20 protein-coding genes are annotated in these 20,854 nt (G+C 58.9%); 3 read left to right on the top strand and 17 right to left on the bottom strand.

Annotation, left to right across the window (positions count from 1 at the left end):
* Positions 1-11: 11 nt before the first annotated feature.
* From RHIBUN_RS0123080 to RHIBUN_RS0123040, 9 genes are read right to left on the bottom strand one after another with little or no spacing between them, the layout of a single operon-like run.
* The gene (locus tag RHIBUN_RS0123080) at positions 12-1,310 is read right to left on the bottom strand and encodes an MBL fold metallo-hydrolase (RefSeq protein WP_037217396.1); all 1,299 of its coding nucleotides are present in this window, start codon (positions 1,308-1,310) and stop codon (positions 12-14) included.
* Between the two features lie 2 nt (positions 1,311-1,312).
* Complete coding sequence (locus tag RHIBUN_RS0123075) at positions 1,313-2,230, bottom strand: phosphoglycerate dehydrogenase (protein ID WP_025661346.1); 918 nt, start codon at positions 2,228-2,230, stop codon at positions 1,313-1,315.
* 12 nt (positions 2,231-2,242) lie between these two features.
* Entirely contained in the window at positions 2,243-2,818 is a 576-nt protein-coding gene (locus tag RHIBUN_RS0123070; RefSeq protein ID WP_025661345.1) for a glucose-6-phosphate isomerase, read from the bottom strand.
* A gap of 12 nt (positions 2,819-2,830) precedes the next feature.
* Positions 2,831-3,778, bottom strand: a complete 948-nt coding sequence (locus tag RHIBUN_RS0123065) for a shikimate dehydrogenase (protein WP_025661344.1) — start codon at positions 3,776-3,778, stop codon at positions 2,831-2,833.
* Positions 3,779-3,787: 9 nt separating this feature from the next.
* Positions 3,788-5,284, bottom strand: coding sequence for a glycerol kinase GlpK (glpK, locus tag RHIBUN_RS0123060; RefSeq protein ID WP_037217395.1), 1,497 nt, complete (start codon positions 5,282-5,284; stop codon positions 3,788-3,790).
* A gap of 21 nt (positions 5,285-5,305) precedes the next feature.
* A complete protein-coding gene (locus RHIBUN_RS0123055) occupies positions 5,306-6,355 on the bottom strand; it encodes a galactitol-1-phosphate 5-dehydrogenase (RefSeq protein WP_025661342.1) in 1,050 nt (349 codons plus the stop codon).
* Positions 6,352-7,410, bottom strand: coding sequence for a zinc-dependent dehydrogenase (locus RHIBUN_RS0123050; RefSeq protein ID WP_025661341.1), 1,059 nt, complete (start codon positions 7,408-7,410; stop codon positions 6,352-6,354). Before RHIBUN_RS0123050 ends, RHIBUN_RS0123055 begins: the two co-directional genes overlap by 4 nt.
* A 4-nt stretch (positions 7,411-7,414) precedes the next feature.
* Complete coding sequence (locus RHIBUN_RS0123045) at positions 7,415-8,248, bottom strand: SDR family NAD(P)-dependent oxidoreductase (protein ID WP_025661340.1); 834 nt, start codon at positions 8,246-8,248, stop codon at positions 7,415-7,417.
* Positions 8,249-8,301: 53 nt separating this feature from the next.
* Entirely contained in the window at positions 8,302-8,949 is a 648-nt protein-coding gene (locus tag RHIBUN_RS0123040; protein WP_025661339.1) for a bifunctional 4-hydroxy-2-oxoglutarate aldolase/2-dehydro-3-deoxy-phosphogluconate aldolase, read from the bottom strand.
* Positions 8,950-9,140: 191 nt separating this feature from the next.
* On the opposite strand from RHIBUN_RS0123040, the gene RHIBUN_RS0123035 reads away from it, so the two are divergent.
* The gene (locus tag RHIBUN_RS0123035) at positions 9,141-9,770 is read left to right on the top strand and encodes an HAD family phosphatase (RefSeq protein WP_025661338.1); all 630 of its coding nucleotides are present in this window, start codon (positions 9,141-9,143) and stop codon (positions 9,768-9,770) included.
* A gap of 53 nt (positions 9,771-9,823) precedes the next feature.
* On the opposite strand, the gene RHIBUN_RS0123030 is transcribed toward RHIBUN_RS0123035, so the two are convergent.
* The 3 genes from RHIBUN_RS0123030 to RHIBUN_RS0123020 are packed head-to-tail and all read right to left on the bottom strand — an operon-like array spanning position 9,824 to position 12,613.
* On the bottom strand, positions 9,824-10,798 hold the full coding sequence (locus RHIBUN_RS0123030; RefSeq protein ID WP_025661337.1) for a zinc-binding dehydrogenase: 975 nt from the start codon (positions 10,796-10,798) through the stop codon (positions 9,824-9,826).
* 16 nt (positions 10,799-10,814) lie between these two features.
* On the bottom strand, positions 10,815-11,510 hold the full coding sequence (locus RHIBUN_RS0123025; RefSeq protein WP_025661336.1) for an SDR family oxidoreductase: 696 nt from the start codon (positions 11,508-11,510) through the stop codon (positions 10,815-10,817).
* Entirely contained in the window at positions 11,507-12,613 is a 1,107-nt protein-coding gene (locus tag RHIBUN_RS0123020; RefSeq protein WP_025661335.1) for an iron-containing alcohol dehydrogenase, read from the bottom strand. The genes RHIBUN_RS0123025 and RHIBUN_RS0123020 overlap by 4 nt, the downstream gene beginning before the upstream one ends.
* A 103-nt stretch (positions 12,614-12,716) precedes the next feature.
* Here RHIBUN_RS0123020 and RHIBUN_RS0123015 point away from each other — a divergent pair, with 103 nt between their 5' ends.
* Entirely contained in the window at positions 12,717-13,526 is an 810-nt protein-coding gene (locus RHIBUN_RS0123015; protein ID WP_245271703.1) for a shikimate dehydrogenase, read from the top strand.
* An 18-nt stretch (positions 13,527-13,544) separates the two neighbouring features.
* Here the strand turns inward: RHIBUN_RS0123015 and RHIBUN_RS0123010 are convergent, their stop codons facing one another.
* From RHIBUN_RS0123010 to RHIBUN_RS0122990, 5 genes are all read right to left on the bottom strand, one after another.
* Positions 13,545-14,531: an ABC transporter permease gene (locus tag RHIBUN_RS0123010; RefSeq protein WP_037217415.1), complete on the bottom strand. Its 987-nt coding sequence runs from the start codon at positions 14,529-14,531 to the stop codon at positions 13,545-13,547.
* A gap of 5 nt (positions 14,532-14,536) precedes the next feature.
* Positions 14,537-16,024, bottom strand: a complete 1,488-nt coding sequence (locus RHIBUN_RS0123005; RefSeq protein WP_025661332.1) for a sugar ABC transporter ATP-binding protein — start codon at positions 16,022-16,024, stop codon at positions 14,537-14,539.
* 49 nt (positions 16,025-16,073) lie between these two features.
* A complete protein-coding gene (locus RHIBUN_RS0123000) occupies positions 16,074-17,312 on the bottom strand; it encodes a sugar ABC transporter substrate-binding protein (protein ID WP_025661331.1) in 1,239 nt (412 codons plus the stop codon).
* Positions 17,313-17,376: 64 nt separating this feature from the next.
* Entirely contained in the window at positions 17,377-18,369 is a 993-nt protein-coding gene (locus tag RHIBUN_RS0122995; RefSeq protein ID WP_025661330.1) for a transketolase C-terminal domain-containing protein, read from the bottom strand.
* A gap of 1 nt (position 18,370) precedes the next feature.
* The gene (locus tag RHIBUN_RS0122990) at positions 18,371-19,234 is read right to left on the bottom strand and encodes a transketolase (RefSeq protein WP_051420081.1); all 864 of its coding nucleotides are present in this window, start codon (positions 19,232-19,234) and stop codon (positions 18,371-18,373) included.
* A gap of 100 nt (positions 19,235-19,334) precedes the next feature.
* Here RHIBUN_RS0122990 and RHIBUN_RS0122985 point away from each other — a divergent pair, with 100 nt between their 5' ends.
* Positions 19,335-20,831, top strand: a complete 1,497-nt coding sequence (locus RHIBUN_RS0122985; RefSeq protein ID WP_025661328.1) for an aldehyde dehydrogenase — start codon at positions 19,335-19,337, stop codon at positions 20,829-20,831.
* The last annotated feature ends 23 nt before the right edge of the window (positions 20,832-20,854 follow it).

The raw sequence follows: 20,854 nt of genomic DNA, 5'->3' as shown, positions 1-20,854 counted from the left end.
TCCGTGACCCATCAAGTCGTTCGCGCGAATTGCGCCAATCGACCGCAAGCGGTCGATATCTGATCGAAGACTGCTTCAAACGCCTCTCGCGGTTCTCCCCACGGATCGATGATCGTCGCTTCCTCTCCCGGTGACGAATAGGCGCCGAGTCGGCCGATGCGCGCGTGACTGCCTTTTGGACGCAGTGTCCGAATGCCCTCCATGTTCTGATCGTCCATGCCGAGGATCAAGTCGAATTGGTCGAAGTCTGTCTTCTGAATTTGGCGGGCGATGAGCGTATCGAGCGCGACACCCCGTCCGGTAGCAACGGCGACAGTTTCGGCATGAGGCGGTTTTCCGACGTTCCAGTCTTTTATCGCGGCGCTATCGATCCGATGGCCCGGAAGAGCGGCACGCAAGATGCCGTCGGCAGTCGGAGAACGGCAGATGTTGCCGCGACAAACGATCAGGATCGAAAGCGGCTCCCGCTTGATGGGACTGATGCGATACGCAGTCGCAACTTCCGCCAACCTTGTGTCGGCAACCGGGTTAAGTGACGCGAGCCGCTGTACCCCTTCCTGGGGATCGATCGTATTGAAATCGAACAGCCCGAAGTGGTGGCCAATCATGGCCCTGGCACCGATCTCGTCGGCGAGACCGACAGCTTCCTCCAGTGTGAGGTTTCCAGGGACGCCGTTTGCGGCACGCAGCGCGTCTCGACCGTTGACGGGCAGAAGGGCCAGATCGACCCGAAAGGGCATCAGCCACTCGGCCAAGCCTGGGAAGGGGATTGTGTCTCCGGAATGCCAAATCGTTACACCGCCACCAGACAGAACAAATCCGAGAAAGAGGTAACCATCCTCGTTGCGCCGCAAATCCTCGTGAGCTGAGGGCGTCGCGGTAACCGTCACTCCGCCTAGATCAACGCTTTCACCGGCGTCGATAAGGACCAGCCGGTCTTCCGGTACGCCTCGCTCGATCGCTCGCGCTTTTTCAGCCCGCGGCGCCAGCACTCGCGCTTGCGGGTTGGCGGCAAGGAGCGCCGGGATGGTGCCGGGATCCATGTGGTCGGTGTGGCCATGGGTGCAAAGCAGCCAGTCGACGCCGCGCAGTTCGTTCGCCGCGACCGGAGCGGGCATCATCCGTCGGTGCGGAAACTTGGTGTCACGATATTTTTCCGCAAGAGAGTCGGAAAGATAGGCATCGATAACGATCGTCAGACCGTTTTGGCGGATGAGAAAGCCCGCCTGGCCGAGCCAAGCGAGCGTTGCACCCTCGCCCGACTCGAGGTTTTTCGGTGTTCCAAGAGGCACGGCATCGACAACGCTCATCGTCACACCAGGTTCTTCAGCAAATTGTCAACGGCGACACTCGTCGCGCGGTCGACGCTTTCCTCGGTGAACCCTCCTGCATGCGGCATGAGAATGACCCGCTCGTGGCTGAGCAGTGCAGAGCTTTCCGGCGGCTCCCGATGAAAAACGTCCGTCGCCAACGTCATCACCTGCCCGCTTTCGAGTGCTGCGAGCATCGCGACGTCGTCGATCAATTCGGCTCTCGCCGTGTTGACCACGATTACGCCTTTTTTCATACGTGAAAGCACCGCGCCGCCAAGCAATGGATTCTGCGCCGGTGGACAATGGAACGACACTGCGTCGGCGGTGACTAGAGCCTCTTCCAAGTTGGCGAAGCGAAAACCGGAGGGTGCAAAACGGCTGTCGGGATAGGGGTCGTAACCGACGACCTCCATGCCGAGTCCGAGCGCCATCTCCACGACCTCTCGGCCAATGGCGCCGCAACCAATGACCGCAAGCCTGCGTCCCTTCACCTCCTGGCCGATCCGCCTGCACCACTCTCCCTTAGAAAGATGCTGGTGCGACCATGGAATGTGACGGAAAGACGAAAGCAGGAGCCCGACAGCAAGTTCGGCGACCCCGCGCGCGTTCGCGCCCATGGCCCGTTCGACAGTGATGCCCCGAGCTTCCGCTTCCCGAAGGTCTATATTGTCGACGCCGGTACCATTGCGACTGATGACGCGCAGACCCTTTGCCGCGTCGAGCACGCGCGTGCTGATCGGTTCGACGCCCGCGAGCCAGCCAACGCAACCGGGGACGGCACGCAAGAGGTCGTCTTCCGACGGGGTTTTACCCGGCGCCGGAAAGACAATTTCGAACCCCTGGTCCATAAGCCTCGCCAGAACCGGATGACCGGACCCTGACAGGGAGCGAGGCGTGACGGCGATCCTACCCGACATCGTTTTCCTCGCTCAGCCGTTCCATCGCGGATTGTCGATAACCGTGGGCTTGCCATCGCGCTCGACCATCAGCTTGCGGAAGCCCTTGCTTTCGATGGTGCCGTAGTCGTGGCCGGCATTACCGGGGAAGGCGAAGAACGTGACCAGCGGCTCGGTTGGATGAACGTTGATCGAGCGATGGGCCCAGCGACCGGGCACGTAGACCGCCTTGCCCGGGAGGAACTCGAGCCATTCTGTTTTGCCCTCGGGGGTTTCCATCATCATGTAACCATGACCGCGGAGGCAATAGTACACTTCGGCGGTGTCGATAACCGTGTGAAAATGACCCTTGGTCATGTGATACTCGTCCCCGACCTTGCCGGGATACGTGATGGAAGTCCCGTAGGCTACGTCCTTTTCGCTATCCGGGACGCCCATGTCGTAGAATTCGTAGAGGAGCGCGTCGCCCTTTGCGAGCTCTGCCTCGTAGGCTGCCTGATCGTGGAACATGCCCTTCATTTTGGAAAGCGTGCGGCGGATTGGCTCGCGAGTGGAACTCAGGCCATTATTGAGATTGAAGTCGTGAAGTGTGGGGAGCAAGTCAGCCATGCTGGTTTCCTTTCATTGAGAGACGTCGCGGGCAATCCGGCTTAGATCGTCGAATGCCGGCCCGGACATTGGGATATCGATGTCAAAAACTTCCGCGATGACGCGTGTCCAACCGTGTATGAAGTAGACCCAGCCGTCATGGACGGTGAGGCCGCGTGCTTCCGCGGCCGCCTTTGCTTGGTCCAGGAAGACGAGGTCACCGCGATAGTTGAACTCCCAAACCAGTCCGTCCTTCGGGAAGCTCACCGCGTCGCTCAAAGGCGAACCGGGTCCGTCCTTTCCAAGACCGGTCGCGTTGACCACCATCGACGCGTCGGGAAGGTCGCCAACGATCCGGTCGGCTTCGGCCGGTCCTGGCGCCAGCCGATACTCGATCGGTATCGCGAAACCGATCTCCTCATGCACATGGCGCATCTCGGCCAGCGAGGCTTCTCGGCGCGCCGTGACAACGATCCTGCGCGGCACGTCGCCACCGGATTTGACTTTGTTGTGAAGATAGAGCGTCAGCGCCAGCGAGGAGCCTCCCGAGCCGAGAATGCACAAGGAAGCTCCGGTCCTTGCCCAGTATCCATCCGGTACGATCGCCTCGAAGCTGGCACCGGCCGTGATCGGATCCTTGGCATGACCGATCAGCCTGTCGCCGCGCTTGGAAATCGAACTGATCTCGTGCAAGGTCATCGCGTAAGGATCGAGTTCGTCAAAAAGCCCGCGTGACGCCTTCAGCAGATTGACCTTGTGAGTGGTCACCAACGCCCCAAGTGACAGGGGATCGGCTTTGATGAATTCCACCGCAGCGCGGTAGGCGACGGGATCGGAGTTAGGAGCGAAATCGATCCCCTTCATCTCGGCATCGAGACCCAAATGGCGAGACCAGGCCGGGAAGACCTTCATGATCGATGACTTGCCCGTGGTAACGCCGATAAAATACATGGTGCGCCGGGCGGCGGAAGTGTATTGCATTGAGTGTCCTCACTCGTGTTCGGCCCAGTCCCGCGACCGGTCAACGGTGCGGCACCAGCCTCGATAAAGCATGTCGGCCGTCGCGCGGTCGTTCGACGGGTAGAATTCCCGATCGAGCGCGAAAGCGGTGTGTAGGTCGGCCACGTTTTCCCAGTAGCCGACCGCAAGTCCGGCAAGAAACGCGGCGCCGCGCGCCGTCGTATCGACGACTTTTGGACGCAGAACGCGCACGCCCAATTGGTCCGCCTGGAACTGCAGCACGAAATTGTTCATCGCAGCGCCGCCGTCGACCTTCAGTTCGGCAAGCGCGAGACCGGAATCAGCCTCCATGCGGCCGATCACATCACGGATCTGATAGGCCATGGATTCAAGCGAGGCGCGGATCAGATGGTTGCGGTTTGCCCCGCGGGTGATACCGACGATCGTTCCACGCGCGTATTGGTCCCAAAATGGAGCCGACAACCCATTGAACGCCGGGACGATGTAGACGCCGTTGGTGTCGGGAACCTCGAGCGCAGCCAGCTCCGTTTCTGAAGCGCTGTGGATGATCTTCAATTCGTCTCGAAGCCATTGAACGACCGAGCCGACAGAAAACAGAGTCCCTTCCAGCGCGTATTCGAGTTTGCCGCCCAGTCTCCATGCGACGGTCGTCAAAAGGCCGTTCTCGGAGGCGCGCATGTGCGGTCCGGTGTTCATCAGCAAGGTGCCCCCTGTACCGTAGGTCGCCTTGACCATCCCCTCGCTGAAACAAGACTGACCGAAGAGGGCGCCCTGCTGATCACCGATCGACGAGGCGACGGGAACCTCCCTGCCGAACAGGCCGGCCTGCGTCACTCCGTAAACTTCGGAACTGTCGCGAACTTCCGGCAGGATCGAGCGTGGAACGTTCAACTCGGACAGTAGCCGTTCATCCCAATCTCCCGTGCCTATATTGAACAGGAGAGTACGGGAGGCGTTCGATGCGTCGGTTACGTGAACCTTTCCACCGGTCAAGTTCCAGATCAGCCAACTGTCGATCGTACCGCCCGCCAGTTCACCACGGGCTGCTCGTTCACGGGCACCGGGCGTATGGTCGAGGATCCATGCTAGTTTCGTGCCCGAGAAGTAAGCATCGATAACCAGGCCGGTCGCGTCCTTGACGTAGCGCTCGAGCCCCCCCGCTTTCAGCTGATCACAGATGCCAGCCGTACGGCGGTCCTGCCAGACGATGGCGTTGCTCAGCGGGATCCCGGTCTTGCGATCCCAGATAAGGCAGGTCTCACGCTGATTGGTGATACCGATGGCGGCGACCTGGTCGGCACCGATCCCGGCGTTATAAATGACCTCGCGGGCCACCGACAGCTGGGTCGACCAAATCTCACTGGCGTCGTGTTCCACCCAGCCCGCGCGTGGATAGATCTGCCGGAATTCGCGCTGGGCCAGAGCGACGACGTTACCTGCTCTGTCGAAAAGGATCGCGCGCGCACTGGACGTTCCCTCGTCCAACGACATGACGTAGCGTTCCATGATGATCTCCTCCCATACGCATCAATTGTTCGGCGTGAACAGGATCTTGTGATACTTGCCGAAGCTGCGGTCTTTAAGTGCCTTGAAGATGGACGGCGCTTCCTCCAGCGCAGCACGGTGTGTAATGAGTGGCTCGACGATCAAGCGACCATCCGCAAGCAGACCGATAATGTCGAACCACTCTTTGCCGGGGAACGGCAGGGAATAGGAATTCCACGAGCCTACGACCTGCAGCTCTTCGCGCACGATGCGTGCGAACGCTTTCTCCGCGAAAGTCACGTCGCCATAGGCCGTTCCATAGAACATGATCGTGCCCTGCTTGGCCGCGACCATGATGGACAGGTCGCGCCCTGGAGCCGATCCCGCGCATTCGAGCGAGACCGCGACGCCCTTGCCGTTTGTCGCCTCTCTTACACGGGATACCACGTCGTCGCGCGACGGGTTGAGGCACAGGTCCGCTCCGACCTGGCGTGCAAGGTCCAGCTTGTCATCATCCACGTCGATGGCGATGAGAGGCCGGGCCCCCGAAAGCTTCGCGAACTGAAGGGCGAAAAACCCGAGCGCGCCGCAACCAACGACCGCGACGGCGTCGCCGAGTTTGATGTCGAGCTTGTGGATGCCATGCAAAATGATGGCAGCGGGTTCGATTGTCGCGGCAACTTCGTAAGAGACACTATCCGGTACTTTGATGACGTTCGTGGCAGGCGCGCACAGATATTGCGCGAAGGCGCCGTCACTGCGCGAGCCCATAAAGTCGTAGTCGTCGCAAAGATGGAACTTACCCGCCTCACACCACTGACATTTCCGGCAGGGCATGAGTGGCGCGACGGCGACACGATCGCCGACCTTCAGGTGCTCGACTGAAGCGCCTACCTTCTCCACCCGCCCGGAGAACTCATGGCCGGGAATTGTCGGAAAGTGGTAGGTTCCTGTCACCATGACGCGACCGATATCCGAGCCGCAAATACCTGCCGCTTTCACCTCGACCAAAACATCGTCGGGGCCGATCTCTGGAACCGGAACTTCTTCGACCCTCAGATCGCCGGGTGCATGTAACACAGCCGCCTTCATCGCAAACTGTCCTCCTGCGGATAAATGATTGTTTTCATGCCCTTACCAGAAAGAGCATGGTCGAAAGCGGCCACTGCGTCGTTCATGCCGAACCGATGCGTCACGACCTCACTAACCTTGATCTTGCCCGTCTCGACCAATTGCAATGCCCGTGCGTAGTCGCTGACACTCGAGCCAGTCGAGCCGAGGAGCTTCAGTCCCCAGTAATGGACCTTGTTGCTGTCGAGGTCGACGCGGGTGCCCTTGTTCAGTCCCGAAAAGAAATTCATTCTTCCCAGGCGGGCAAGGCACGCGAGACCTTGGCTCTGCAATTCCGGAGCCGGCGCACACGTTAGGGCCACGTCGACACCTCTGTTCCCGGTCAGACGCATCACTTCATCGACGACGTCGACCTTGCTGGAATCGACCAGATCGGTTGCGCCCAGAGGCGCGATCTCCGCAAGCCTTTCAGCGCGCCGCCCGACGACGATTACCTGTCTAGCTCCATAAGCTTTGGCTAATTGCAGAAACAGGCCGGCGATCGGCCCCGTCCCCAAGACGAGGACCCTGTCTTCCGGCGTGACCGCTAGATCTTTCCATGCGTTCACACAGCAAGACAACGGCTCGACGAGCGAGGCTTCTTCGAAACTCATACTCGCCGGGATCTCGATGAGATTGCCCCCGTAGATCGCTTCGGCGGTGACGATCATGTATTGCTGGAAACCGCCGTCGATGCTGATTCCGAAGGCGTCGTAATCAGGGCACATGTTGTTCAGCCCTTTGCGACACATTTCGCAATGACCACAACCAATATTTGGCACCACGGAGACGCGCTGGCCTGTCTTCCAGTGGGCTACGTGCTTGCCGACCTCAACAATCTCGCCGGCCAATTCGTGACCTAGGACGCGTGTTTCGTTGGGCCCGACTCTGAAATGGCCGCCGCGCAATACCTTCAGGTCCGTTCCACAAATCGAGGCCGCAAAGACCTTGACCAGCACTTCGTCGTCGCGTGGCGTGGGCCTAGGCCGTTCGTCGAGAACGACCCTACCCTGCCCCTGATATACGGCGGCTTTCATCACCCTAAACCTCCATGCCGTAGCGATGAGCCTTGTGGGTTGGGTAAAGCGAGATGGTCGGGATCGTCACATCCGGAGTGCGGGTCGCGACATAGAGTGCGAGCCACGCGACATTGTCGACGTCGATGCAGGAAGCGTGGATGCCTTCCTTAATTTCCTTTTCGTCCAACCAGCCGTCCGTGTAAGCTTCGAGATCGCCGTCGTAGAGGCCCTTGTCGATGATCTCCGTCATTGGCGTCTTGACATGGCTCGGGTTAAGGACCGTGACGCCGATCTTTTTGTCCTTGCCTTCGAGAAGGATGTTCTTCGAGAAGCCGAGCATGCCATGCTTCGAAGCGCGGTAGGGGCTGTGGCCCGGACCGGAAGCAACGCGCGTGGACGAGGATCCCATATTGATAATGCGGCCGCCGTTGGCCTGCTTTTCCATATAGATGAAGGCTTCGCGGCAGCAGAGGAAGACAGCCGTCAAGTTTGGCCCGATCGTCTTGTTCCACTCTTCCAGTGTGACGCGGGTTACCGGCGGAGCAAGGCTATCACGACCAGCGGAGTTCACGACGACGTCGATGGAACCAAACTCATCGTTTACCTGCTTAAAGAAGGAACGCACCGTTTCTTCCTCGCAGACGTCTGCAAAGATTGGCAGCACAATACCGCCTGCCTGACGAATTTCGTCGGAAACGCGCGCGAGACGCTCGCGATCAAAATCGACCATCGCGACCTTGGCGCCGTTGGCCGCATAGATGCGGGAGACCGCCTCGCCGATTCCTGAAGCCGCGCCGGTGATGATGCAAGACTTTCCCTTGAGAGAAAGTCCCTCGGACAGGGTATTGCTGGACATTTGAACCTCCGTGTTACCGCCTCCGTGAGGCGCTTGTTTCGTCGAATGTTTCTTCAGCGTGCCGAACCGGCAAGCGCCACGGCCTCGGCCGTCAATCGGGTTATCTCATCGAACCTGCCGTCGCGAACGAGCTTGGTGTCCACCATCCACGATCCGCCGCACGCAACTACTGCCTGCAAGGCAAGATAATTTGCGAGATTGCCCGGCCCGATACCTCCGGTCGGCACAAACCGGATCTCTGGATAAGGCCCGGAAAGCGCTTTGATGAACGGGACACCACCGCTCGGCTCGGCCGGAAAGAACTTCACTGTTTTCAGGCCCAGGGACATCGCCTGCTCTACACCCGTCGGATTGTTGACCCCCGGAACGATCGGCAAGCCGGCCGATTGCGAGGCCTCGACGATGGCAGGATTGAAACCAGGGGTAACGATAAATTGCGCACCCGCGTCTCTCGCCGCCAGAAGATGGCCTTGCGTTAGAACGGTGCCCGCCCCGAGCAACATGTTCGGCACCTCGTCACGAATGCGCGATAGCGCTTCGGAGGCGGCCGCCGTGCGGAACGTGATCTCAGCGACCCCGAGCCCGCCGGCGAGGAGAGCCTTGGCGAGGGGAACTGCGTCCGCTGCCTGCTCAATCACCACGACAGGCAGGATGCGAGCACGTTCGATGCGTGATTCGATGTCGGCTCCCGTGGCGCCCATTGCTATCTCCTCCGTCGAATTTCTTACCGTGCAAATTAGATAGAATGAAATTCGTTATTGCGCAATAGTCAAAAAAATGATTTTTATTTTTTGCATGAGAGGCGGCCGGAGGCCGCCTGCAAAACGCCGGCACCGCGCCTTCACAGGCAGTACTTTTTCAAACGCCGGCGAGACAACCAAGCGAGAGAACGATGAAGAAGGCAGTCTTGTGGGATATGGACGGCACGTTGGTCGACAGCGAGCATATTGCAGTACGCGCACTAGGACGCGCGATGGAAGAAGCGGGACTAACGCCGCCAAAAGATCTCATGGAGCGCGTCGTCGGTCGTTCGGCAGATGAGATTTACCGCTACATGTGCCGCGAGTTCGACCTCGATTCCGAGCCGTTGCATTGGGAGGGACGCAAGCACTACCATTACTTCAACGAGGCGAACCTACTGCGGGGATTTTCGGCTGCACTCGACGTCTGGCATCGCCTCGATGCGGCCGGGATCCGGCAGGCTGTGGTTTCGAACAGCGATCGCGCCATTGTCGATGTCAATTTGCGCAGCGTTGGTCTCGTGAAACCGGGCCTCGTGACGGTCGCCCGCAACGATGTGAGAGAGGGGAAACCCCACCCCGAGGGATATCTGAGAGCAGCCTACCTGCTCGGCGTAGATCCGAGGGATTGCTTGATCGTAGAAGATAGCAGCAGTGGGGCGGCGGCCGCCTTGGCCGCCGGAATGGAGACTGTTTTCGTCCCCCACAGCCACAGCGCCGCGCCGGCTGGCGTCCGGACCCTCGCCTCGATGAGTGAGCTGGAAAAGGCGGTCCTGGCTTAATTTGACTGGTGGGACCGGCCGTCGCGGTCCCACCAAAACGATTCCGAGTCGCTTCAAAGCGTCACTATTCGTTTCCCGGGATTTGGTCCCTGTTTTTGCCGCATGAGCGCCTCGCCCAACTCGGTGAATTTCACCACCTCAACGAGTTGCGGATCGAACCGCCCCGTGACGGCATCAGCCGCAATGCGTGCACCCGCTGACATGAGCCGACCCCACTGTGCCTTGTCACCGAAGTGGTGCATGGCGTTGAGGCCGACCTCGTGCAGCGAGATTGTGGTAGTGAAGGCCGGCAGCGGAGCGCGCTCCTGCCGATCCTGGATGCAAACGAGATGCCCGTTGGCGGCGACGAGCGGGGCGAGGCCGGCAGCGTGGTCGCCACTGACGGTGTCAAACACGGCAAAGAGCGGCTGCTCCATATTGCGTTCGGCGAAGGACTCACGCCATCCCTCCCGCCGGTAGTCGGTCGTGGTGGCGGCGCCGAGTTCTCGCACGCGCCCAGCCTGTGATGCTGAGCAGACAGCGTGTACGATCCAGCCGCGTCCACGCGCGAGTTGCAACAAAGCCCCGCCGACGGCCCCGGAAGCGCCGATGATGAGCACGTGCGCTCCTTCAAGCGCCGGCACCTTTTCGATCGCCTGAATAGCGGTCAACCCAGGACAGGGGATCGCGGCTCCAGCCGAGTACGAAAGACCATCCGGCAGCGGAATGAGCGCACGGACAGGCACAGCCGTATATTCGGCAAAGGAACCAGGCTTCATGAGATCGTTGTGATAGGCGACACGCGCGCCGATGCGAATATGACCTGCGCCCTCTCCTGTTTCAACGACTTCGCCGGCACCGTCGACTCCGGGAATATGGGGCCATTCCCAATCGGGGTGGCCCCATTCTACAAATTTCCAGTCGACCGGGTTGATGCCGACCGCTCGATTTTTGATCAGCACCTCTTCCCGGCCGGGCGTCGGACGCGGGCGTTCCTCCAGTCGAAGACAATCGGGCATACCCGGTTCGTGATGGACCCATGCTTTCATGGTCAATCTCCCGTGCTCAGCAGACCGAATAGCCGCCGTCGATAGGCAGCATGACACCGGTGACGTACGCGGCATCGGCGGACAAGAGGAAGTGGATCACTGAAGCGATTTCCGATGGTTGAGCCCAACGTCCCATCGGGATCCGTGAGCCGATCTTCTCGGAACGTTCGCTGTTGGTACGCGCACGCTCCGACATGCGGGTCTCGACCCAACCCGGAGCAACCGAATTCGCCCTCACGCCTCTCGGCGCCCAGGCAACAGCCATCGAACGCGTGACGGCCGCCACCGCGCCCTTGCTGGCCGTATAGGCCGGCGCGCCGGCCGAACCGAAGATCGACCACATCGATGCCAGCATGACGACCCCGCCACCAGCCTTTTCGAGCTTTGGCAGAAGAGTTGTTGCAAGCGCAAAGCCTGCCGTCACATTGATGTTCATCACAGCTTCAAAATCCTCTTTCTGCCATTCGCGTTCATGGCGAAGGATACCGGCACAGTGGACGAGGCCATGCAATGCATCCTCCCCCGCAAGTGCGGCAACGACAGCATCCGTGTCTGAGACGTTTGCCTTGTGGAAAGCGATTTCCTTCGGCAGGTCCTCATCGTGATCGAGTCCGACCGCCAGCACGCGCCAGCCTTCGGAGAGGAGACGTTCGGCCGTAGCACGGCCAATGCCAGTGCCGCCGCCAGTAATGAGCGCGAGTGGTTTTGTCATGCAGATTTCCTCCGGTTTGTTTCCCTCTCCTCGACCCGGCGAATTGCCGCCGTCAGCGCGGAAGGCTGAAGAGAAAAGGGGAGATTGTGAACATGGCGGGCCCCGACCGTTGCCTCGGCTAGTTCGGCCAGCGCTTCGTCCGTTTGTTCGGAAAGACCGAGATCGGCCAGCGAGAGCGGCAAACCGGTCAGACGATAGAGCTCAACAAGCTCGGACGGCGGCTCGACGCCGAGTACTTCGAAATGGACCATCAGTGCCCAAGCAACCTGAAGGCCATGGGCAACAACATCGGCGCCCGGCAATACGGGAATGCCGCGCGTCATGGCATGCGGAAGTGACAAACCGCCGCTTTCGAAGCCAAGACCAGCCATTAATATCATCGCTTCAACGGCGGCGTCGAAATCCTCCGTTACAGTCTTGGCGTCGAGCGACCGCCACGCTCCTGGGGCGGTGCTGATGAGTGTGTCGTAGCAGTGGCTAGCAATCGCATGCGCCAGTCGCGTTGGACGCGCCATGAACATTGTAGTGCCGCCGCGCGCCATACATGCGTCCGCTTCGAATTTCTTCGCCAATGCGTCGCCAAGACCAGCGCGAAACAGGTTCTTTGGCGCGGATATCAAGAGCTCGGTATCCACGACGACGAAATCGGGGTTTCGCAAGAGATGGCCAACTTCAACCAACCGGTGACGCTCATCGTAGAGAACGAAATTCTTCGAGGTCGGGGCATCATTGGAAGCTACCGTTGGAACGGTAATGAGGCCGCAATCCGATAGCGAAGCCAGCGCCTTGCCAGCATCGATCGCTCTTCCACCCCCGACAGCGATGACAAGCGCTGGATCGGCAGTTAGTAGCCGGCGAAGATTCCCCCCTGTCTGGCGGGTCAGCTCTCCCTCAAATGGCAGGACGGTGATTTCCACGCCGGCAAGTTTGCAGCTTTCCCCGATCAATCCAGCGACTAGATTTTGTATCTGTGCATCGACCACCAATACGGCCCGCGCACCGATTGTGGCGGCACAATCACCCACGAGGTGAATTGCGCCCCTTCCCTGAATATAACGACCGGGGGCCCCAAACACCGCGACCCGTGTATCAAATAGTTGCATAATGCCTTTCGGCCTCTCGGGCATACCTTGGTCCTTATTCTCTCGTTTACAAAATATATCATATATCATATTTTGAAGCATGCAACGCTATGGAGGACTACAGTTGACTGTCGACATGATTTCCGGCCGATCCCGAGTGATTGTTCATATCGCCTATCCCTCGCATCATCTGCGGACGCCGCAATTCTTTAACGCCTACTGCCGCGACCAAATGCTCGACGCGGTTCTTGTGCCCTGGCAGGTAGCTCCCGAAAATCTGCGCGCGGCCTTTGAGAGCCTTCGCCGAGTTGAAAGCCTCGCTGGCGTGATCGTGACCATTCCTCATAAGGCCAGTGTTGCAGCCCTTTGCGACAGCCTTTCGCCGACCGCCGATTTCCTCAAGGTTGCCAACGTCGCTCGCCGCGGAGCCGACGGCCGCTTCCACGGCGAAATGTTCGACGGCACCGGCTTTGTTCAGGGCCTGAAGAATCGAGGTCTTAGCGTTATTGGCCGACGGGCGCTGCTGATTGGTGCTGGTGGCGCGGCGACCGGTATCGCCGAAGCCCTGGTCCGGGCCGAAGTCGCCGAGCTTGCGATCGCCAACCGCTCCGTCGACAAGGCCATGGAGTTGGCCAGCCGGCTCCGGCTTCTTTTTCCCGACCGGTCCATCCGAGCTACGCAAGCCGACGCCCGAGGCTTCGACCTTGTCGTCAATGGCACTTCGCTCGGCATGAACGACGGTGATCCCCTGCCGGTACCAGCCTCGACGCTGGCTCCCGGAACACTGGTTTGCGAAGTCGTTATGCAGCCTGACACAACCCCATTGCTTGAGGCCGCTGCGGCGCGGGACTGCGTGGTTCACAAGGGCAACCATATGATCACCGGCCAGATTGAGTTGCTTGCAAAATTCCTGTTGGGGACGGAAGGGGCCTGACGGCCCCTTCCAGAACGGTCAGGTCCGCTTCAGTTCGCCATTAATGTTCTGCAGGAGAACCGCAAAAACAATGATCACGCCTTTGATGATCTGCTGCGGATAGGCAGGCACCGACAACAGGTTCATGATGTTTCCGATGAGGCCCAAGATCAGCACACCAACGATGGTATTGATGACAGAGCCCTTGCCGCCAGATAGCAACGCGCCGCCAATGACGCAGGCCGCAATCGCATCCAGTTCCAGGCCGATGCCCGTATTGGCAGTACCGACGGCCGTGCGCGAGGTCGCGACAATGCCCGCCAGCGCAGCGAGCGCGCCAGCAATGACGTAAACCATCAGCTTATATCGCCCAACGGCGAGACCGGCGAGGCGCACTGCGACTTCGTTGGAACCAGTCGCCGTGACAAGGCGTCCAAATTTCGTTTGCGACATGATTACGACAAATGTGGAAATCACCGCGAATGCTAATAGCACCGGCCATGGCATACCTATTCCTGGCAAGGCGGAGCTGCCGAAGGATCGCAGCAGATCTCCTGTGACGGACCCACTTGGGAACCGAACAGGCTGCCCGTTCGACATCATAAAGGCGATACCACGCGCGACCGTCATCATCGCCAAAGAGGCAATGAACGGGGCCATGGAAAAGGCGGCGACGAGTGACCCGGTGACTGCCCCCAACGCGGCCCCTCCCACCATGGCAATGAGCACACCGACAAACAGGCCGATTGCGCCTCCGTCGGGCAAATATGGTAGCAGCATGGACATAATCATCGCGCCGATGGCGGCCAGTGCTCCAACGGAGAGATCAATGCCACCCGTCAAAATTACCAGCAGCATTCCTATCGACACCAGCGCCAAGGGCACGAGCTGCCGCGCAAGATTCCACAGGTTCTGCGGTGACAGAAAGACGTCTGAAAGGGAGGCCGAGACGACAATCAGAATAATCAACATCAACAGCGTGTTGTATTGGATAAGCCAGCTTGCCAGCCGGGATTTGGTGGTCATGGTATTCAAGCCTCTGTTCCCATCGCGAGATGAATGATTGCTTCCTCGCTGATTTGATTCTTTTGCAGTTCGCCCGCGATCGTACCTTGGCGCATCACGATCACCCGGTCGGACATGCCGACAACCTCCAGCATGTCGGAGGAGATCATGACGATCGCCGTGCCGGCTTCCGCCAGTTCGTTCATCACGCGGTAGATTTCGACCTTCGCACCGATATCGACGCCGCGCGTCGGCTCGTCGAAAATCAGGACGTTACAGCTTGCGGCGATCCACTTCATGAGTGCGACCTTCTGCTGGTTTCCGCCCGACAAACTACCCGCTGTGGCGTCGATACCCGCTGATTTGACCCTGAGGCTCTTGGCGATACCCTCCACAGCAGCAATCTCGGCCTTGTTGCGGATGAAACCAAAGGCCGAGATAAACGGGTTGGCGGGGGTCATCATCGCGTTGATGCGGATTGGAAGATCAAGAAGCACCCCCTGCTGCTTACGGTCCTCCGGCAGCATCCCAATGCCGTTTGCGACAGCCTGTCCTGGTGAGCTATTGACGATCGTGCAACCTTTGAGCCGCAGTGTCCCGGACTGCAGCGGATCGGCACCGAACACCGCCCTCATCGTTTCGGTGCGCCCAGCACCAACCAGTCCACTAACGCCAAGCACCTCGCCCGCGCGCACATGGAAGGATATGTCTCTGACCATTGGCCCGGCATTTAGGCCTTCCGCCGCCAATAATATCTCGCCGATCACAGCGTGACGTGGCGGAAAAAGGTCTGAAAGCTCGCGCCCAATCATCAGCTGCACGAGTTTGCGTTCGTCGAGTTCGCCGATCGGCCAAGAGCCGACCGTCTGTCCATCTTTCATGACGGTCACGCGATCGCACAGCGTGAAAATCTCTTCCAGTCGGTGTGATATATAAAGGATGCACACTCCCCGCGACTTCAACAGCTTTATGAGCCGGAACAGCCGTTCCGTCTCATAATGAGTCAACACTGCTGTCGGCTCGTCGAAGACAAGAAGACGGCTTTTGCGTGAAAGTGCTTTGCAGATCTCGACAACCTGTTGGTACGCTACTGGCAGTTCACCCGCCGGCTGCATTGGATCTATATCCTCAAAACCCATCTCCGCTAGAAGAGCACTAGCCCGGGCGCGAAGATCTCCCCAATTGATCCGCCATCCCGGCTTGCCGAACTCTTCGATCAGGATATTCTCGGCCACGGATAGATGTCCTGCCAGCGAGAATTCCTGATAGATAACCGAAATGCCCTTTTCGAAGGCGTCATGCGGGGACGTGATTTCGGCGCGCGTTCCGTCGAGTTCGATCTCGCCGGCATCGCGGCGATAGGCTCCTGCCAAGATTTTCATGAGCGTGGACTTTCCCGCTCCGTTCTCGCCCATCAGTCCATGGACCTCGCCGCCGAACGCCTCCAGCGCGACGCCGCGCAACGCCGAGACGCCACCGAAAGATTTGGCGATGTTCTGCATTCTCAAATGCATCGTATTTCCTCCCGATGGACGCCGCCGGTGGCGGCGTCCAATTGGTTCCTCATCCGCGCAGATCAGACACCGTTCGGAAAGGCGGGACCTCATACTTGAAGAACGGGTTCGACTGGTCCGGATCGTAAAACTTGTCGACGTTCTCCTTCGTAATGATCTCCGAGGGGAAGTACGACCCAAGCGGCAGATCATTGGCGTCGAAGTTCTTGTGGAACATCTCGTCGAGCAGTTTCATAACGCCCTCGCCGGTCGATCGCCCACTGTTGGCACCCGTAACAAGCAGGTCACCACTTTTGATCAGGTCCAGCGCTACGCGGAATCCATCGGCGGCGCAGGCCACGACGATTTGGCCCTTCTTCCCGACGTTCTCAATCGCCTTGATCGCCCCGATACCCATGAAGTCATTCTCGGCGAGAATGAGATTAATCTTCCCGCCATATCCGGCCAAAAGATCCTCTGCGCCCTTCAGGCCTCCCTCCTCTGTCCAACCGCCTGGTTGGATGCCGACAACTTCAAACCTGCCTTCGGTCCAGTTGAAGGAACCCTTGTTCTTCAGGTCCTGAAACAGGTTGAAACCCTTGAGCTGGGCATCTTCGCGGCTCATGCCGAGTTTGAGTTCCTCGGAACGCTCGAAGACGACCCCAGACAGAAGGCCCGTGATGCGGCTCTCCGAAGTAGAGTTCCCGAGCGTGCCAATCGTCACACCGGCCACAATCGGCGTATCCTTACCGATATGCTTTGCCGTATAGATCCCGGCTTCAAAGCCGTTGCCGAAGGGATTTGCGAGCACAGTGGTCACGAAGGGGCCGCTGGCATCCGGAACTGTACCAAGTGCGACTACCGGGATACCTGCATCGACCGCGCGCTGTGCATCGGTGGCCGCGCCGACGACATCGGTTGGATCGACTACAATCACATCCACGCCCTGTGCAATGAAGGAGTCGAAGTGGGCAGAGGTCTTGGACGGGTCGCCGTCGGCGACCTGGACGTCGATGGTGAAGCCACCATATTCCTTGGCCTTGCGCTTGGCTGCTTCGACGACCTCAACGAACCAAGGGTTACCGAGTGTAATTTCCGTCCAGCCAATGACGATCTTATTCGGATCTTTGGGCGTTTTCGGTAGTGCCTTCGCGATGCTAGCACGCGAAGCCATCTGCGAATCGATCACCCCCGAAAGAGCTGTGTTGGGCAAATGAGAATAAAGTTCATGCTTGTCTGCGGCGGTGGCAACGCCGGGCAAAATGAGCGCCATGGCGGTTGCCATTGCGATGTTTCGATAATGTCTCATACTTTCCTCCTCCCGATCCCGGGCCCATCCCGGGACGATCTCAAATCGATGTCGATGGGTCTCGTCAGCCAATTGCGTTGCGGACAACCTCCTCGATGCCGTTTTCATCCAGCTTGTAGTGCCGGTAGAGATGCGTAGGAGGTGCGATGAGGGCATATTCGTCCCGTATGCCGTGACGGATGAGGCGCTTTCCTATGCCTTCATCGGTTAGGACTTCGCTGACCGCCGCGCCAAGGCCACCGAGAATGTTGTGCTCTTCAATGGTCATTAGCAGCTTCGAACGCGCAGCCGCCTCAAGCACCGCGTCGCGATCAATCGGCTTAACTGTCGCCATGTCGATTACGCCGACAGAACGACCCGCCGCGTTCAGACGGCGAGCAACCTGCACGGCTGGATGGACCGGGAGACCGCAGGCAATGATCGTGAGTTCCTCACCTTGAGCATGTTCGATCGCTTTACCGAATACGAAATCGGCCTTCGGGTCGTAGAGGTCCGGCTCACGGCCACGTCCGGTGCGAAAGTAGATTGGTCGATCGTGGTCGATGCTTGCACGGATCGCAGCTTCCAGCTGCGGGCCATCAGCGGTCGAGACAACAGTGAGATCGGCGATCGATCGCATCGTGCCGATGTCTTCGGTCGCATGGTGCGAAGTCCCATAAAACCCCATCGCTATCCCTGTATGATGGCCAATGAGACGAACAGGGAGCGCACAGTAGGCAACATCCATTCGGATTTGTTCGCAGGTGAGAAGCCCGAGAAACGATGCAAAGGTTGCCACGTAAGGCATCATACCCGTTGTAGCGATACCCGCGGCCGCCGAGACCATGTTCTGCTCGGAAATGCCAAACCCGACATAGCGATCGGGATAACGCGCGGCAAAGCGGTTGAGTCCATTCGAGTATTGCAGGTCAGCCGAGCCCGCCATGATTTCGTGTCCGGCCTTCACCAATGAGATGAGCCCGTTCGAAAGATGATCCAGTCCAGGATTTTTTTGATTCAGCTCCCGATAGTGCCAGGAGTTGGGTGACTGCGGGCGCTTATTGATCGAAACATTCATATCAGATCACCTTGGAGAGAATTTCGGCACGGGCGGCATCGGCATCGACCGGGTCCAGGTAGCCGAGATGCCAGCCGGGCTCGGTTTCCATGTAAGAAACGCCCTTGCCCTTGAGTGTGCGGGCGATAATGCAGCAGGGCCGATTGCGGCTTCTGTCAGCCTTGGCGCGGCGCAACGCCGCTGTCAGCTCGGCGACGTCGTGACCGTCCACGACTTGCACTTCCCATCCGAACGCTCGCCACTTCTCGTCCAGTGGCTCAATCCCGATGACGTCATCAACCGCACCGTCAAGCTGGTAGCCGTTCCGGTCCACGATGGCGATCAAGCGATCGAGTTTGTGATGGGCCGCACCTAGAGCAGCTTCCCAAACTTGGCCCTCCTGCATTTCGCCATCGCCGAGCATGACGAACGTTGTAAAATCCAATCCCTGCATTCGGCCTGCGAGCGCCATGCCAAGACCGTTCGATAGGGCGTGGCCGATAGAGCCAGAAGAAAAATCGATGCCAGGTACCTTCCGCATGTCAGGATGATCGCCGAGCGGGCTTCCGAGACGGGTATAGCCATTGAGTAGCTCGGCTGAGAGGTAGCCGAGGTCAGCGAGGATCGGGAACAAGCCCACTGCAGCGTGACCTTTGCCCATGAGGAACCGATCACGACTAGGCTCCTTCGGGTCTTGGCTGAGCTTCATGACGTCGTAATACAGCGCTGAGAAGATCTCGGCGGCCGAGAAGACGGATGTGTAATGCCCTACTTTGGCAATTTCGATTAGCCGGATCGTTTCGAGTCGAACGAACTGCGCACGATCGCGAATCCTCGCGATCGTCGCCTCGCTGGGACGATAATCGTTTCTCAATTCATTGCTCAAGCTGTTTCCTCCAATGCCGCGATGGCGCAAATCGTGCTTGCGGCAGAGCATCTAACATCATATATCATATATGTCATCTGAAAATTTATGGGAGGTTGCAATGGGACTGAGTTTAACGAAGTCGGAAATCGAGAGAATTCACGGAGCTCTGAAGATCAACGGTCAAGCGTTCATCGACGGCAGGTTTGTCGACGCCACCTCCGGCAAGACGTTCAACAACATATCGCCAAGGAACGGCCAAGTAATCGCGAGTGTCGCGGCTTGCGACGCGGCAGATGTTGATAAGGCTGTCATGGCGGCCCGCCGCGCTTTTGAAACCGGGGTTTGGCGCGATCAATCTCCAAAGGCTCGCAAGAAGGTGCTGCAGCGCTTCGCTGCTCTTTTTGAAAAGCATATGGACGAGTTGGCTATTCTCGAAACCATCGACATGGGCAAGCCGATCTCTGAAAGCCGCGAGATAGACGTAAACGTCGTGCTGGACACTTTGCAATGGTACGCCGAATGCCCCGACAAGCTCTATGACGAGATCGCTCCGACAGGGCCAGGACAGCTGGCCACGATTACGCGAGAGCCAGTCGGCGTCGTCGGGGCCGTGGTGCCATGGAACTTTCCTATGCTGATGGCGACCTGGAAGCTTGCTCCGGCGCTGGCCACCGGTAATTCTGTCGTCTTGAAGCCAGCCGAACAGTCGCCATTGACGGCAATTCGTATGGCTGAACTCGCAGCCGAGGCAGGTATCCCCGAGGGCGTCTTCAATGTCGTGCCCGGCTTCGGTCCAACTGCGGGCAAGGCGATCGGTCTGCATATGGACATCGACTGTATCGCCTTTACGGGTTCGGGCGACGTCGGCAAGCTCTTCTTGCAATACGCCGGGCAGTCGAACATGAAGCGTGTCTATCTAGAATGCGGTGGTAAGTCGCCCAATATCATTCTGGATGACGTGCCGGAACTGCGCGTGGCGGCCGAACGTGCAGCGACCGCGATCTGCTTCAACCAGGGAGAAGTCTGCGTTGCGCCCTCACGGTTGATCCTGTCGGAGCGTATCCAGGACCAGTTCCTAGACATCGTCGTCGAGACGGCTAAGTCCATCCGTCCGGGTGACCCGCTCGACCCGCAAACAAAACTTGGAGCGCTAGTCGAGGATGGCCATCGCACGCGCGTTGAGAACTACATCGCCAAGGGCCGCGAAGAAGGCGCCCGACTTGTTCTTGGCGGCGATAGGCCTACCACGGATCTGGGTGGCTATTACGTCAACCCTACCATCTTCGCCGACGTTAAGAATTCGATGACTATCGCCCAGGAGGAAATTTTCGGACCAGTGCTGTCCACCATTACAGTCAAAGACGATGAGGAAGCCGTCCGCATCGCGAACGACACCAGCTACGGGCTGGCGGCCGCGGTCTGGACGCGCGACCTCTCTCGGGCCCACAAGATCTCTCGCAAGCTGCGGGCTGGCACGGTCTGGGTGAACTGCTACGATCATGGGGATGCTACGGTCCCATTCGGCGGGTTTAAACAATCCGGCAATGGTCGCGACAAATCGATTCATGCGCTTGACAAGTATACCGAGCTGAAAACCACCTGGATTGAGCTTTAATTTTTGCCGGAGGCGGCCTCCGC

The organism is Rhizobium sp. IBUN (assembly GCF_000510625.1).
In the GTDB taxonomy this organism is placed as follows: domain Bacteria; phylum Pseudomonadota; class Alphaproteobacteria; order Rhizobiales; family Rhizobiaceae; genus Rhizobium; species Rhizobium altiplani.
This window is presented reverse-complemented; position numbering and strand designations above follow the sequence as displayed.

Coding starts and splice junctions, on each gene's coding strand:
- RHIBUN_RS0123070 (WP_025661345.1), bottom strand. CDS start 2,818: ATGGCTGACTTGCTCCCCACACTTCACGACTTCAATCTCAATAATGGC.
- RHIBUN_RS0123025 (WP_025661336.1), bottom strand. CDS start 11,510: ATGACAAAACCACTCGCGCTCATTACTGGCGGCGGCACTGGCATTGGC.
- RHIBUN_RS0123020 (WP_025661335.1), bottom strand. CDS start 12,613: ATGCAACTATTTGATACACGGGTCGCGGTGTTTGGGGCCCCCGGTCGT.
- RHIBUN_RS0123005 (WP_025661332.1), bottom strand. CDS start 16,024: ATGCATTTGAGAATGCAGAACATCGCCAAATCTTTCGGTGGCGTCTCG.
- RHIBUN_RS0123010 (WP_037217415.1), bottom strand. CDS start 14,531: ATGACCACCAAATCCCGGCTGGCAAGCTGGCTTATCCAATACAACACG.
- RHIBUN_RS0123050 (WP_025661341.1), bottom strand. CDS start 7,410: ATGAAAGCCGCCGTATATCAGGGGCAGGGTAGGGTCGTTCTCGACGAA.
- RHIBUN_RS0123030 (WP_025661337.1), bottom strand. CDS start 10,798: ATGAAAGCATGGGTCCATCACGAACCGGGTATGCCCGATTGTCTTCGA.
- RHIBUN_RS0123000 (WP_025661331.1), bottom strand. CDS start 17,312: ATGAGACATTATCGAAACATCGCAATGGCAACCGCCATGGCGCTCATT.
- RHIBUN_RS0123035 (WP_025661338.1), top strand. CDS start 9,141: ATGAAGAAGGCAGTCTTGTGGGATATGGACGGCACGTTGGTCGACAGC.
- RHIBUN_RS0123075 (WP_025661346.1), bottom strand. CDS start 2,230: ATGTCGGGTAGGATCGCCGTCACGCCTCGCTCCCTGTCAGGGTCCGGT.
- RHIBUN_RS0123080 (WP_037217396.1), bottom strand. CDS start 1,310: ATGAGCGTTGTCGATGCCGTGCCTCTTGGAACACCGAAAAACCTCGAG.
- RHIBUN_RS0123045 (WP_025661340.1), bottom strand. CDS start 8,248: ATGTCCAGCAATACCCTGTCCGAGGGACTTTCTCTCAAGGGAAAGTCT.
- RHIBUN_RS0123040 (WP_025661339.1), bottom strand. CDS start 8,949: ATGGGCGCCACGGGAGCCGACATCGAATCACGCATCGAACGTGCTCGC.
- RHIBUN_RS0123055 (WP_025661342.1), bottom strand. CDS start 6,355: ATGAAGGCGGCTGTGTTACATGCACCCGGCGATCTGAGGGTCGAAGAA.
- RHIBUN_RS0122995 (WP_025661330.1), bottom strand. CDS start 18,369: ATGAATGTTTCGATCAATAAGCGCCCGCAGTCACCCAACTCCTGGCAC.
- glpK (WP_037217395.1), bottom strand. CDS start 5,284: ATGGAACGCTACGTCATGTCGTTGGACGAGGGAACGTCCAGTGCGCGC.
- RHIBUN_RS0123065 (WP_025661344.1), bottom strand. CDS start 3,778: ATGCAATACACTTCCGCCGCCCGGCGCACCATGTATTTTATCGGCGTT.
- RHIBUN_RS0122985 (WP_025661328.1), top strand. CDS start 19,335: ATGGGACTGAGTTTAACGAAGTCGGAAATCGAGAGAATTCACGGAGCT.